We start from the raw sequence: 13522 nt of genomic DNA on the forward strand, positions 1-13522 counted from the left end.
GGGGGAGTGGGCGCTACTGCTCCAGCCCGTGGCGCAAAAGCGGGGAGGCAAGCTCGATTTGCCACTCGCGCGCGCCTTGGGAACGTAGGAAATCGGGGATATCCGAAGCATCTGTGATTTCCCCGGCGACGCCACCCTCTGGGCCGCACGCCGCCCACACGGCCATGCGCAGCAGGCTGGGTTTGAGTATGAGCTCGTAGCTCATGCCTAGCTCATCGCCGAGGTCCTCGAAGTCACTACGGATTTCGGTGTAGAGCTGCCACAGTTCGGGGAACTCCCGGCTAAAAACTGATTTGGAAGGAACCGGGCGCGGGCTGCGCAGCACCTTCGGCCATTGCTTGCGCGGGCTGGCCAGTGCGGTTTCAACCGCGTCGAACCACCGCAAGGTCGCACCCCCGCGGCGTCGGGGAAAACCTTTGATTTGGTTGATTTCGCGTGGCGAGCGGGGCACGCGGCGAGCAATGTCCACCAACACGCGGTGCGGTAGTACTCGGTTGGGGGCCACGTCCTGGGTGCGCGCGATGGATTCGCGGCGCTGCCACAGCTCGCGAGCCACGGCGAGCTGTTCGCCGGAGCGAAGCGAGGACACGCCCTTGAGATCCCGCCACGAGCGGGGCTCGGGGCCTTTAATGCGCGCGTGGTCGTCGACTATCTTCTCAAACTCCTCATAGGCCCAGTCGAGTTTTTCCTCCTCCGCGAGGATATCGCGCAAGGTCACAGCGAGCTCATTGAGTAACTCCACGTCAAGCGCCGCATAATTGCGCCACGACCGGGGAATGGGGGTTTCGGACCAGTCGGAATCGCCGTAGCCTTTTTCCAATTGGACGTCGAAAAGCTCCAGCACCATTGCTGCCAAGTTGGGGTGTGCGAAGCCGGCGAAGCGGGCGGCTAACTCCGTATCGAACAAGGTGCCTGGATACAAGCCCAGCCAGGCTAGGCAAGGAAGATCGGAAGGGGCCGCATGGACGACCCATTCTTGACCGTTGAGCACCGGTGCTAAGGCCGCGCGAAGCTCAGCCCGGCGGTGCTCCGGGGCGAATAAGAATGTGCCCGCGCCCTCACGGCGAATTTGTACGAGGAACGCGCGATCATCATAGCGGTAGGCTGACGCGCGTTCGGTGTCGATGGCGAAGGGGCCAGTTCCGGCTGCCAGGCGGTCGGCCGCGGCGTGAAACTCACGGGGAGAAAGCAGGACCTTTGGCGTTCCGTCAACCGGTACCTGGCGCAGCTCAGTCATGTTAGCGCCCGAGCTCCGCTACGCCTTCTGGTGGCAGCCCCGCAACGAGGGAAAGAACCTGCGCAAAAGCTTCCACGTGTGGGGCGAGATCCAGGCCGGCTGCGGTCCAGGAGGCGCGCATTTCTAGTTGATAGGCGCGCGGCGGGCCGCCGATCTCACCGAAACGGACCGAAGCGGTTGACGTGACGGTGCCGCCCAGGTTCGTATGGGTCGCCTCGCGCACGTCGAGGGATTCGGTGAGCCATTCCCAGGCGACGTCGGGAAGCAGCGGGTCCCCTGCAACGGCATCGTCCAAGTCCGCTTGGATATAGGCCACCAGGCGCATCGCACCCTCCCAGGCCTCCTCAGCGCCGGGATCGTGGAGCAGGATGAGGCGGCCGAAGGCATCGCCGTCAGAGTCGGTGGGGATAATGTCCCCATGCTCGTTGCGCTCAACTTCTAAGCCGATGGCGTGGCTGAACGGTGCTAGGCGCTGTGGTGGGCGGATGGTGCCCAACGTGATTTCTGGGCGCAGCTGTGCGGCATGGAGGGACTCAACGGCCTCCGTGAAGGCGGCCGGGGTGCTCGGCTCCGCAGGGCGCGAATCGGCGGGGGAGACGGCGGTGCGATCGTGCAGGTTGGTCGGTGCCCCTGCGAGGTTGCGCGAAGAAACGTCGGAATTGCTCACGGGGAACAACGTATAAGCTCCGCCCTCGTGGCGGTGGAAGGCGCGCCGAAAGGCTAGTGGCGCGAGGGGTTGTCTCCAACTTATGATGGATGCGAAACTCTGTCGGTTGAAAGAAGGAGAAAGGCATGTCGAAAGTCAACTTCGCCGAGCTCAATAAGGTCCAGCGCTATTCGCAGCACGCGGTTTTTCAAGTAATCCCCGGTGCGCTGGGCACCGAGCGCGAGGAGATCGTGGCGCAGGCACAGAAGTTCTTCGCGGAATTGGAGGAAGCAGGCGTGGTTACCGTTCGCGGTATCTATGATCTCTCCGGGATGCGGGAGAGCGCTGACTTCATGATCTGGTGGCACGCTGAAGAATTCGCCGACATCCAGAAGGCCTTCGCGGACTTCCGCCGCGAGACCGTCCTGGGCCAGGTTTCTGAGGTGACGTGGGTAGGAAATGCTTTGCACCGCCCGGCAGAGTTCAACAAGTCTCACCTGCCGTCCTTCATTATGGGCGAGGAGCCCGGTGAGTGGATTTCCGTCTACCCCTTCGTGCGCTCTTATGACTGGTACACCATGGATGAGGAAAAACGCCGCCGCATCCTCATGGAGCATGGCATGCAGGCACGTGATTATCCGGACGTACGCGCCAACACCGTGCCAGCCTTCGCGCTGGGTGACTACGAGTGGATCCTGGCCTTTGAGGCCCCGGAGCTGCACCGCATCGTGGACTTGATGTACCTCATGCGCTACACCGAGGCTCGTCACCACGTGCGCGAGGAGATTCCTTTCCACACCGGCCGCCGCGTGAAGGACGTGGCTGAGCTCATTGCGATCCTGCCTTAAGAACTGCGATAATTCGCGGTAGCTGCCGCGAAAAGCGCCGGAAGCCGGTTGAGGGTTTAGTCCTCGACCGGCTTTTCTTCTAGATCCAGGCAGATGGAATTGATGCAGTAGCGCAGGTCCGTCGGCGTATCGTAGCCCTCACCCTCGAAGACGTGGCCGAGGTGGGATTCACAGTTAGCGCACAGTACCTCGATGCGGCGCATGCCCAGTGAATTGTCTTCGCGCTCAATGATGGCGTCACCGGCCAAAGGGGAGAAGAAGGACGGCCAGCCGCAGTGCGACTCAAATTTTTCCGTGGAGCGGAAGAGCTCGGCACCACAGGCGCGGCAGGAGTACACGCCTTCGGTAGTCGTGTTGGTGTACTCGCCGACGTGCGGTGCTTCCGTTCCGGCCTCACGCAGAACGTGGTACTCCTCGGGGCTTAACCGCTTGCGCCATTCGGTATCTGCAATGAGCTTGAAATCAGTCATGCTGGGAGTTTATCGCTAGCTTGAGGCTTTGGGCTAGTGCCTCGCTCCGCGGACCACCAGCCGGCTACGGTGGTGGCGGTCACCACGATGAGCAGTCCCCACCCGATGGTGGCGATGAAGACGCTCATCCAGTGTGCGGCGGTGGGCATGCTTGTCGACGTCCACTCGAGCGGCGCCAAGAATAAAAATGCGGCCAACCATGCTCCCCATGTGTGGAAGACCGAGCGTGCAAGCATCACCGTAAACAGCATGGGGATAAGCCACATGGAGTAGTACTGCTGACCCAGGGAGGAAAGGAAAAAGATGCCGGCCATGATGACACCACTTGTGCTCAGCGCCCAGAAGGTGGGCTCGCTGTCGCGCCAGCGTAAAAGCCCAAGGATGCCTACTGCCGCTAGTGCCGCGAACAGGATCCAGATGGGGTAGTAGATAATGCCGGGCAGATCGAAGTAGGCGCGCACGCCCGGCCATGATGCGTTGGCATAATCGCGCGTTGTGGCCAGGTAGGGAAGAAGGTTGGCGCGGAAGCCTTCCACGCCCGGAACGAACGGCCAAGCAGCAAGGTTGGCTACCAGCGGTATAGCCATGCCCAAACCTAAGGTGAGCCAGCGCTTGCGCACCAAGGCGAGGAAGAGCAGCGGGGCAAATTGCGGCTTAACCAGAATCGCCAGACCGATGCACAGCCCGGCGGCCCATCCGTGTTTATCCAACAAGACCAGAAACGCCACCATGGCGAGTAGAAGCACGCCGTTGATATTGGTAAAGACCAACGTGTTGATGACTGATTCGGTAGCGAAGGCAGCAGCGATGCTGACTGGCCACAAGGGGCCTCGCAGGCCGTGGCCTACGAAGCGAGTCAGTAGGGCCAAGGCGGCGACGATGGCCGCGGCGTTGGCCAGGATGAAGGCGATGCGCGCGTGTTCCTCGGAAACAAGCCCCAAGGGGGATAGGAGGAGCGTTGCGCCCGGGTTGTATAGGTAGAGCGGATCGACGAAGGAATAGTTCTGTTCGTAGACCGGGTTGCCCTCCCACAGGTTCCGGATTGCGCGGTAGACGGTGCCGAAATCATCGGTCACCGTGCCGTTGAAGGCGAGCACGAACACGCGATGGAAAACCAAGACTATGGCGGCGGGCCACGCGGCGGCCGTCCACAGTCGCGCGGAATCTGAGGTTGAGGGAGCCGGAGAAGTCACGGCAGCACAGTTTACGGTGTTTGGGTTCGTCGATAGCGCAGAAACACCGTGCTGTCGACAGCAGCAACGTTCTCCAACTCGAGCTTGAGCGCAGGGGAGGTGGCTTTGCCATCGATGACGGGCTTTTCGACGGAGGGCGATAGGTGCGGGTCGAGCGTCAAATAGAGCTTGTCCACAAGTCCTTCGGCGATAAAGGCGGAGTACACGGAAGGGCCGCCCTCACAACTGATGCGGCGCGCGCCCCGGGCGCGAAGGGCTGAGATTGCCTCGCTCATGGTACCGGTGCCAATGCTTAGAACGTCGGCACCGGCCTCGACGAGGTGCTGGGCCTCGGGCGAGGATGCGCGTTCCTCAGGAGTCAGCACTATGGGGCCGGAGGCTATAAGGTCCTCGAATCCGGCAAAGTCTAGCGAGTGGCTGAGAATGGCAAGGCGGGTGTTGCTTGCTGGCCCGTAGGACTCTGCCTTCACGGTTGCCGAACCCACTACGGTGACGTCGGCCCAATCGCGCAAGGCTGCGAAAAGCTTGGCGTCAGTGTCGTTGCCCATGGGGCCGGAGGTGCCATTGATGGTGGCTGAGCCGTGAAGCGTGCTGACGGCGTTGAGCCGAATGCCTTCGCTGTCAGGGCCGAGTAACGCGTCGATCCGTGCGGTGTAGTCCATGCAGCCAGCGTACGTGTTAACCCCTAACTCAGGCCTAGGCTCAAGCCCTCAACCCCCAAGCGCATTCAGAAAAAGAAAAAGACCGCAGATGAACTGCGGTCTTAATGAGTGGTCCTAGCTGGGATTGAACCAGCGACCTTTCCGGTGTGAACGGAACGCTCTCCCACTGAGCTATAGAACCTCGGTGCAGCACTTAAGGTACACCGCGATTGTGTGAACCCCCTAATCGTCCAGCTCAACTGGGCTTTACCTGGTGATGGTGCTGGCAGGAAGTGGAAGGGGCAATCCAAGTCGGTGTGCTCATGGCGGGGTACTGGGGCCTAGAAATGGCCGGGAAAAGAAGAAGCGTGTGCAGCGTATCCGGATGTCACATCTGGAAGTCGCGGTCTCAATCACATGGTTGTAATCCAAATGTTGAGCCGGGCTCTGGGATTAGTGCCGTGGGCTGCGGATTTGGAAACTGGGGAGGCGCACGATAAAGTTTCTTCTCGCACCACGGCATACCAGTCGGGGACGTGCAATGCGGATGTAGCGCAGTTGGTAGCGCATCACCTTGCCAAGGTGAGGGTCGCGAGTTCGAGTCTCGTCATCCGCTCCAAGGCTTTCTTGGTGCTAGAGGGAATCTCGAGCACATAGCCTTGATAAATGGATAAGCGCGATTAGCTCAGTGGGAGAGCGCTTCCCTGACACGGAAGAGGTCACTGGTTCAATCCCAGTATCGCGCACAAGGACTTAGTCCTAGAAACCGGGCCTGGTTTCGAATGCGGATGTAGCGCAGTTGGTAGCGCATCACCTTGCCAAGGTGAGGGTCGCGAGTTCGAGTCTCGTCATCCGCTCCAGCACATGTAGTGTGTGAGGCGGTATCGCCACGGTGGAATGGCCGAGTGGTGAGGCAACGGTCTGCAAAACCGTGCACACGGGTTCGATTCCCGTTTCCACCTCAAAAGCTGGCGCCCAACTTTGGGTGCTGTGAGCGCGTTTAGCTCAGCGGGAGAGCGCTTCCCTGACACGGAAGAGGTCACTGGTTCAATCCCAGTATCGCGCACAGGGTTTCCATTTGGAGCCCGCGACGAGCGAGAGCTCGTCACGCGGATGTAGCGCAGTTGGTAGCGCATCACCTTGCCAAGGTGAGGGTCGCGAGTTCGAGTCTCGTCATCCGCTCCACATCGAGTGTCCCTCCACTATGGAGGGGCACTTTTGTTTTCACAATTCACTGCGCTGGAGGGGGATCTTCCCCGTTGGCGGGAGAACTATTTGCCAGCCGTTTATGATGTTTCTCACAGTCTTGTCGTCTCAAGAAAGCAGACATCATGAAAGTCTTGTCTCCACCAACGTTTTTCCAGTATGGACCGTTGCGCAGAGCTTTTGCTCTTCTTTTTGCCCTAATAATCGGGTTTCTCACCGTCGTGGCGGTACCAGCGTCTGCACAGAATCCCACTGGAGTGACGCCCAGCGCAGCTCCGAGCTCCGAAGCCGCTTCCGCGAATAACCCGGAGTCCGGCTCTGGTGGGGAGGCCGCAGATCCTGAGAGTGGTGCGACGATGCTTGTTCTCGACTCTTCTGGTTCGATGAATGTGCAAGATGCTGGCGGGCAGACCCGGCTCGACGCCGCGAAGGATGCAACGAAGAAGTTCGTCTCTGAGCTAGGTGGGACCATCCCGCTCGGACTTGTTACTTACGGCGGCACGGTCGATGAATCACCCGAGAATCAGGAAGCAGGGTGCCAAGACATCCACGTGGTCAGCGGTCCTAAGGAGGACGTCGGGGATTCTTTCACCGGTCCGATTGATGCTCTCCAGGCTAAGGGATATACCCCGATTGGTGATTCACTGAAGAAGGCCGCCGAAGAATTGGGTGGCCAGCACGGCACCATTGTGCTTGTCTCTGATGGAATCGACACGTGCGCGCCGCCGCCAGTATGTGAGGTGGCAAAGGAGCTTCACGATCAGGGCGTTGACCTGGTTATCAACACCATTGGCTTTAACGTCGATGAGGAGGCCCGCAAGGAGCTCTCCTGTATTGCAGATGCCGCAGGTGGCGAGTATCTCGACGCCGATGATGCAGACTCACTGGCAGCGATGATCAAGAAGGCAGCAGGGCGCGCCGCGGACATCTACCAATCCGATGTCGAACAGATTGAAGGTAGCGAAGATATCAGTCAACCAACGCAGCTTCCTCGCTGGGAGTCTGGTGAGGACTTCATCTTCCGTGCGCAACTGGAGCCGCCGACTAACGGCGGAGAGGACACTCACAAGGATTTTCACGCTGAGTCATGGTCTATCCCCGTCAAGCCGGGTGAGCGCTATGTAGCGTCGATATACAAGACTCTGGACGGCGCGGTGGTTAAGCCGCGAAGCCTTGATTTGTCAGTGTTCTTTGGTGACGGTTCCGAGCCACCGACCGGTAATCATGGCGGTGAACAAGGCTCCATTGAGTGCACTGTTGATCAGGACGAGTTCCATACCTCCATTCGCACAGACGCTTTGCCCAGCGCAAGCGCTTTTACGCGAGAAATGGGCTCCGAAAAGTGTCCAAGTGACGAACTTGTCTTGACCGCGAAGCGAGCTATGAACTACAAAGCTGAGGAACCCCTCGATGTGGAAATCCTCCTCCACCGCATTGACCCTGTGTCCAATATGGATGAGCTGGTGAGTGGGCTGGACAGTGAGGTAGAGGGCGAGCTTCATGCCAATTTTGAAGGCGCTGAAAAGGTTCGCGCGGCTAGCTGGTTTGGCGATGCCATTGAGCTGGAAAGCGGAGACACCATCGAGACCGACATTGTGCGGGGCGAGGCGCAAGTCTTCAAGGTTCCCATGAAGGAAGGACAGCAGCTTGCCGCTGCCTTGAAAGTAGGCGAGATGTCTGATGAGAATGCCTTGAAGTATTCGTCCCTGAATTTGGAGATTCTTAACCCCGCGCGCGAGCGAGCTGGTGACAACGATTTTATGTCGGCGTTGAACGAGGGCCAAGAAGTTGCAGCACACTCGGTTATACCGACGGCTTTCGCCAACCGTTTCGGTCAAAGTCAGGCAAACGGGCAAGGAGCCCAAGCTAACTGGTTGGAGGGTGACTATTACATCTTGGTCACCCTAGATGCGGGTACGGGGTCCGAAAAGGAGGATGAGGTATTCGATGGCAAGCGAGACACGGTGAAATACGCTCTCACAACAAAGGTGCTGGGAGAACCAATCCAAGGCCCTATCTATCAACCCGTCAAGGACCAGACTGAGACCACGAACAGCGACGGCGATAAAGAGATGAAAGATAAGACGGACCAGGCAGCAAGCGCGGACGAAGACAAAGGCTTTGGCCTCGGCATTCTTGGCTATCTCTTAGCCGCTGCGCTGGGCATCATTGCACTTGCCGTCGTCATCTTGGTGGTTATCCTACTGCGCGGGCGTAGCAATTAGTAAGCCCAGGAATATGACTTAGCTGCTGTTGGAGCTGCAGCAGGGAACTTTTCCACTGCATGCAACGACTACTTGGTAACCTCGCATATTCCGTGCGGGGTAAGGATTGGCTCGAGGATCCCTCCCGGCGATAGGATGAGGGAACCTTCAACCAAAAGTTTCATCAGACCATCAAGGAGTTGTTCTGGACATGCAGCTGCGTCAGGTCACCACAGGGATTGCTGCCGGGGCAGCCTGCCTCGCGGTCGGGCTGTCCGCGCCACTAGCGGCGGCGCATGACTCAGTCATAGGCGGCAACGTTGTGAGTGATGCGCCGCTGGAGGAATTCCCTCGCGAAATCACGCTGGAATTCTCTGGCATCCCAAAGGACAACTTCAACACCTTCGCCGTGAGTGATAAGACAAGCGGCGACGTGCTCTTTGACGCAACCCCGACCATTGACGGCCGAAACCTCACCGTCGAAGTCCCCCAGGACGTCGAGCCCGGTGATGGTGACTACCAAGTAGGTTTCCGCATTACGTCCTCCGATGGGCACTCCACACTCGGTTCCGTGCCATTTAGCGTGGCCTCCGGGGCTGGGGGAGATAAGACTGCAGATGCTTCTGCCGATGGTGCCAAGGAAAGCGACGATGCAGAAGGGTCTCAGGATCCCCTGAGTTCCTTGCCTACCGCGGCCAAATGGATCATTGGTGTAGGAGCAGTTCTCGTCGTTGGCGCAGCCCTTTTCGCCTTCGGAGCAAAGACCCGCCGCTCTGGTGGAGAAGACCCAGAAGGCTAAGCATCACACGGCTTTTGATGATGTGAGAGTCAATCCGCATTTTCCTTAACTACTGTTACTGCAGAAAGGCATGTCACATGCTGAATTCCCGTATTTTCCTCCGCGCTTCCGTGGTTGCCGTTGCTGCTGCCAGCCTTGCACTGGCAAGCTGCTCGACGAGCGAGGAAGATTCCACCGCAGCCCCATCGAGCGCTGCAGCCAGCGCTGAGAATGGCGCTGAGAAGGACAAGGAAGCTGCGACCAGTGACTCGGCTTCTTCCTCCGCTGAGTCCGGTGTGACCTTCGAGGATGCTGTCGTGCGCGCCATGGAGAAGGATTCGGATATGACCGCGATCTTCGGCACCCTCCACAACCACACGGACAAGGACATCAACGTGGTTGGCTTCACCTCGTCGGTGAAGGCGGAGCACTACGAGATCCATGAGGTCGTCGATGGCGTCATGCAGGAAAAAGAAGGTGGATTTGATCTGCCTGCTGGCGAATCCGTCGAGCTCGCACCGGGTAGCTTCCACTTCATGCTGATGGGAGTTACAGAGCCCGTTATGGCAGGCGAGACCGCCACACTGACGCTGGAGCTTAGCGACGGCTCAACGGTCGACCTGGGCGACATCCCCGTGCGTTCCATCGGCGCAGGCGACGAGAACTATGGCGATATGGGCGGCATGGATCACGGCGACGATATGGACCATGGCGACATGAAGCATGGTGATCACATGGACCACTCAGAGTCCGCAGACATGTCGGGCATGAAGACGGAAGAGCACGCTCACTAGAAAAGCGTTCTCTGGGCCAAGGTAGGCAAGTTATCGGTTCTCACGAGATAGGGAGACATCAACGATGAGCGGGTTCGAGGAACCTGTCAGCCGGCGTGGATTGCTCGCCGGAAGTGCTGTGGCTGCAAGCGCGGTAGCGCTCGCCGGTTGCGCGAAGGGGGAGGAGTCAGGGCAGTCTTCGGCGGAGTCTGCAGACGCTTCCCAAGCAGCGCAGGCCGGTGATGCCGGAAGCACCGGGCCGGAGCGCCGCGAGGAAACCATGGGTGGCGATATCGTCGCCTTCGATGGCAAGCATCAAGCAGGCATCCAAACCCCGGTCCAGGCGCACGTGGAATTGGTCGGTTTCAACCTGAAGAAGGAGACCACCGCACGCGGCGCGGCCGCACTCATGCGTCTGTGGACGGAGGACGCTCGCCGCCTGTGCACCGGCGAGAACCCGCTGGGTAGCCTCGAGCCTGAATTGTCTACCACCCCGGCAAACCTCACCGTCACGTGCGGTTGGGGAGAAGGATTCTTTGACACGGTGGGCGTCGCCAAGCCCAGCTGGCTGCGAGATATCCAGGACTTTGAACACGATGATTTGCGCCCTGAATGGGGACAGACCGATATCGTCCTACAGATCTGCAGTGATGATGCCTTCACCGCGGCCTATGTACTGCGGCATATGACTCGTGCCGGTAAAGACTACGCCGACGTCGCGTGGATTCAACAGGGGTTTAGCCACGCTTATGGTTCCGCACCGAAGGGAACAACCGCGCGCAACCTTTTTGGGCAAAAAGACGGCACGGTCAACCCGCGAAGCGATGAAGATTTCAATGAGCAAGTGTGGATCGAGGACGGCCCCTTTGCCGGCGGCAGCGCCATGGTGGTTCGCCGCATCCACATGAACCTCGATACGTGGGAGCAACTTGATCGTGCTGCACGTGAAAACGCTACAGGTCGAGCGCTCGATACCGGCGCACCTCTAGGTGGCAAGGACGAGTTCGACGAGGTTGACCTGGATGCGCGAAACGAGTTTGGCCTCAAGGCTATTGATGAAAACTCGCATGTCGCCCGGGCACATCCTCCGGTCGACTCACCTCATCAGAAGCTGCTGCGCCGTCCGTATAACTACAACCTTCCGCCTTCCCCGGAGACCACCAAGCGCGGTGAACTCAGCAACGCTGGATTGATCTTCATTTGCTACCAGAAGGATCCTACGGCCCAGTTCGAGCCCATCCAGGCGCGCCTCGACAAAGCGGATCGCCTCAACGAGTGGATTACCCACATCGGCTCGGCCGTGTACTACATGCCTGCCGGAACTGAGGGCGAAACCTTTTGGGGCGAATCGCTCATCCGCAGTTAAGAGGGGTAGACTAAGCCGCTGTAACTTTCTCGTTGAGCGCTGCTCGGCCAGGTATGTCGAGCGGCGCGTGAGCGCAAAGGAGCGCAACAAGTCATGGCGGAAATGATTCCAGCAGTCCCGGTGAACTACGAGCCGATCACGGTCCCGGCCGGTACTGCCGTGGGAGCAGCGATGCGCGAGCATGAGCTGCCCAACAAGGGCCCCGAAGCAGTAGTCGTCGTCCGCGGCGCCGACGGTACTCTCTACGACCTTTCCCACACGCCGGACACTGACGCCGAGTTCACTCCGGTTGCTGCCTGCGAGGAAGACGGCCGCGCCGTTATGCGCCACTCCTGTGGGCACGTCATGGCCCAGGCCGTGCAGGCGGAGTTCCCCGGCACCAAGCTGGGCATTGGCCCGGCCATCGAGAACGGCTTCTACTTCGACTTCCAGACCGCAGAGCCCTTCACTCCGGAGGACCTCAAGGCCATTGAGAAGCGCATGAAGAAGATCATCAAGGGTGGCCAGCGCTTCGAGCGCCACGTCTACTCCTCCCCGGAGGAAGCGGAGCAGGCGCTTGCTGCCGAGCCGTTTAAGCTCGAGCTGGTCCAGGACAAGGGCAACGTGGACCCTGATTCCGATGAGGCTGCCGAGGTTGGTGCCGGCGATCTGACCCACTATGACAACGTCAACCCGCGCACCGGCGAGGTGGAGTGGTTTGATCTGTGCCGTGGCCCGCACGTTCCGACCACCAAGTACATTCCAGCTTTTGCCCTGACGCGTTCCTCTGCTGCTTACTGGCGCGGTGACCAGTCCAAGGCTGGCCTGCAGCGCATTTATGGCACTGCCTTCGAATCCAAGGAAGCACTTGAGTCCTACAAGACCATGGTGGAAGAGGCAGAAAAGCGCGACCACCGCCGCTTGGGTGCCGAGCTGGACCTGTTCTCCTTCCCGGATGAGATCGGTTCCGGTTTCCCGGTATTCCACCCCAATGGCGCTACCGTGCGCATGGAGATGGAAGAGCACTCCCGCCGCCGCCACATCGCTGATGGCTACTCTTTCGTGTCCACCCCGCACCTGACCAAGGGTGACCTGTTCAAGAAGTCTGGACACTTGGACTTCTACGCGGATGGCATGTTCCCGCCGATGCAGCTCGATGGCGAGTGGGATGAGGACGGCAATTGCACCAAGCAGCCGCAGGACTACTACGCCAAGCCGATGAACTGCCCGATGCACAACCTCATCTTCGCTTCTCGTGGCCGCTCTTACCGCGAGCTGCCGCTGCGCCTCTTCGAGTTCGGTACGGTGTACCGCTATGAAAAGTCCGGCGTTGTTCATGGTCTGACTCGCGCCCGTGGCTTCACCCAGGATGACTCCCACATCTACTGCACCCCTGAGCAGCTCGAAGATGAACTGACCAAGGTTCTGGAGTTCATCATTTCTCTGCTCAAGGACTACGGCTTGGACGACTTCTACCTGGAGCTGTCCACCAAGGATCCGAATAAGTACGTTGGCTCTGATGAGATTTGGGAGCGTTCGACGGCTATTCTGCAGTCCGTGGCGGAGAAGTCCGGTCTTGAGCTGGTTCCGGACCCGGCGGGCGCGGCATTCTACGGCCCGAAGATTTCTGTCCAGGCTCGCGATGCCATTGGCCGTACCTGGCAGATGTCTACCGTGCAGCTGGACTTCAACCTGCCGGAGCGCTTCGAACTGGAGTACACGGCGTCGGATGGCAGCAAGCAGCGCCCGATCATGATTCACCGTGCGCTCTTCGGGTCCATCGAGCGCTTCTTCGGCGTGCTGCTGGAGCACTACGCCGGCGCCTTCCCGGCGTGGCTGGCCCCGCACCAGGTGGTGGGTATCCCGGTGGCGGATACCTTCGTACCGCACCTCGAGAAGGTGTGCGCCGAGCTGCGCTCCCGCGGCCTGCGCGCTGACGTCGATACTTCCGACGACCGCATGCAGAAGAAGATCCGCAACCACACCACCGGCAAGGTGCCATTCATGCTCCTGGCCGGCGAGCGCGACGTCGAGGCAGACGCCGTGTCCTTCCGCTTCCTTGACGGCACGCAAGTTAATGGTGTGCCCGTGGAAGCCGCCATCAACGTCATCGAGGCTTGGGTGCGTGAGCGCAACAACGATCAACCGACCAAGGAAACCATCGCCGAGCGTGTCTAGGTG

Annotated in this window: 11 protein-coding genes and 7 tRNA genes; 12 read left to right on the forward strand and 6 right to left on the reverse strand. The window is 59.6% G+C overall.

Annotated features, from left to right (window positions below; all coding sequences use genetic code 11):
- Window positions 1-13: 13 nt before the first annotated feature.
- Together M5J06_RS11080 and M5J06_RS11085 are read right to left on the reverse strand one after the other, a co-directional pair.
- A complete protein-coding gene (locus tag M5J06_RS11080; RefSeq protein WP_250224680.1) occupies window positions 14-1237 on the reverse strand; it encodes an HRDC domain-containing protein in 1224 nt (407 codons plus the stop codon).
- 1 nt (window position 1238) lies between these two features.
- A complete protein-coding gene (locus M5J06_RS11085) occupies window positions 1239-1853 on the reverse strand; it encodes a DUF3000 domain-containing protein (RefSeq protein WP_250224701.1) in 615 nt (204 codons plus the stop codon).
- A 176-nt stretch (window positions 1854-2029) separates the two neighbouring features.
- Between M5J06_RS11085 and hemQ the strand changes: the two genes are divergently transcribed.
- A complete protein-coding gene (gene hemQ / locus M5J06_RS11090; RefSeq protein ID WP_070513174.1) occupies window positions 2030-2731 on the forward strand; it encodes a hydrogen peroxide-dependent heme synthase in 702 nt (233 codons plus the stop codon).
- Between the two features lie 56 nt (window positions 2732-2787).
- Here the strand turns inward: hemQ and msrB are convergent, their stop codons facing one another.
- The 4 genes from msrB to M5J06_RS11110 all read right to left on the reverse strand — a co-directional run bounded on the left by msrB (window position 2788) and on the right by M5J06_RS11110 (window position 5237).
- The gene (msrB, locus tag M5J06_RS11095; protein WP_070522057.1) at window positions 2788-3201 is read right to left on the reverse strand and encodes a peptide-methionine (R)-S-oxide reductase MsrB; all 414 of its coding nucleotides are present in this window, start codon (window positions 3199-3201) and stop codon (window positions 2788-2790) included.
- Window positions 3198-4394: a glycosyltransferase family 87 protein gene (locus M5J06_RS11100; protein ID WP_250224681.1), complete on the reverse strand. Its 1197-nt coding sequence runs from the start codon at window positions 4392-4394 to the stop codon at window positions 3198-3200. The genes msrB and M5J06_RS11100 overlap by 4 nt, the downstream gene beginning before the upstream one ends.
- A gap of 11 nt (window positions 4395-4405) precedes the next feature.
- Window positions 4406-5056, reverse strand: a complete 651-nt coding sequence (locus M5J06_RS11105) for a pyrimidine reductase family protein (RefSeq protein WP_250224682.1) — start codon at window positions 5054-5056, stop codon at window positions 4406-4408.
- Between the two features lie 109 nt (window positions 5057-5165).
- Window positions 5166-5237, reverse strand: a tRNA-Val gene (locus tag M5J06_RS11110).
- 341 nt (window positions 5238-5578) lie between these two features.
- Here M5J06_RS11110 and M5J06_RS11115 point away from each other — a divergent pair.
- The 11 genes from M5J06_RS11115 to thrS all read left to right on the forward strand — a co-directional run bounded on the left by M5J06_RS11115 (window position 5579) and on the right by thrS (window position 13519).
- Window positions 5579-5654, forward strand: a tRNA-Gly gene (locus M5J06_RS11115).
- Window positions 5655-5709: 55 nt separating this feature from the next.
- A tRNA-Val gene (locus M5J06_RS11120) sits at window positions 5710-5781 on the forward strand.
- Between the two features lie 38 nt (window positions 5782-5819).
- A tRNA-Gly gene (locus M5J06_RS11125) sits at window positions 5820-5895 on the forward strand.
- Between the two features lie 31 nt (window positions 5896-5926).
- Window positions 5927-5997: transfer RNA gene (locus tag M5J06_RS11130), tRNA-Cys, on the forward strand.
- A 32-nt stretch (window positions 5998-6029) separates the two neighbouring features.
- Window positions 6030-6101, forward strand: a tRNA-Val gene (locus M5J06_RS11135).
- A 43-nt stretch (window positions 6102-6144) separates the two neighbouring features.
- A tRNA-Gly gene (locus M5J06_RS11140) sits at window positions 6145-6220 on the forward strand.
- A gap of 278 nt (window positions 6221-6498) precedes the next feature.
- Complete coding sequence (locus M5J06_RS11145) at window positions 6499-8466, forward strand: vWA domain-containing protein (RefSeq protein WP_250224683.1); 1968 nt, start codon at window positions 6499-6501, stop codon at window positions 8464-8466.
- Window positions 8467-8656: 190 nt separating this feature from the next.
- On the forward strand, window positions 8657-9244 hold the full coding sequence (locus M5J06_RS11150; RefSeq protein WP_070529959.1) for a copper resistance CopC family protein: 588 nt from the start codon (window positions 8657-8659) through the stop codon (window positions 9242-9244).
- A gap of 77 nt (window positions 9245-9321) precedes the next feature.
- A complete protein-coding gene (locus tag M5J06_RS11155; protein WP_070522073.1) occupies window positions 9322-10017 on the forward strand; it encodes a copper chaperone PCu(A)C in 696 nt (231 codons plus the stop codon).
- Window positions 10018-10081: 64 nt separating this feature from the next.
- On the forward strand, window positions 10082-11362 hold the full coding sequence (locus M5J06_RS11160) for a Dyp-type peroxidase (protein WP_070529961.1): 1281 nt from the start codon (window positions 10082-10084) through the stop codon (window positions 11360-11362).
- Window positions 11363-11455: 93 nt separating this feature from the next.
- The gene (gene thrS / locus M5J06_RS11165) at window positions 11456-13519 is read left to right on the forward strand and encodes a threonine--tRNA ligase (protein WP_250224684.1); all 2064 of its coding nucleotides are present in this window, start codon (window positions 11456-11458) and stop codon (window positions 13517-13519) included.
- Window positions 13520-13522: the final 3 nt, after the last annotated feature.

It is taken from the genome of Corynebacterium intestinale, from assembly GCF_023574125.1.
Lineage (GTDB): Bacteria > Actinomycetota > Actinomycetes > Mycobacteriales > Mycobacteriaceae > Corynebacterium > Corynebacterium hesseae.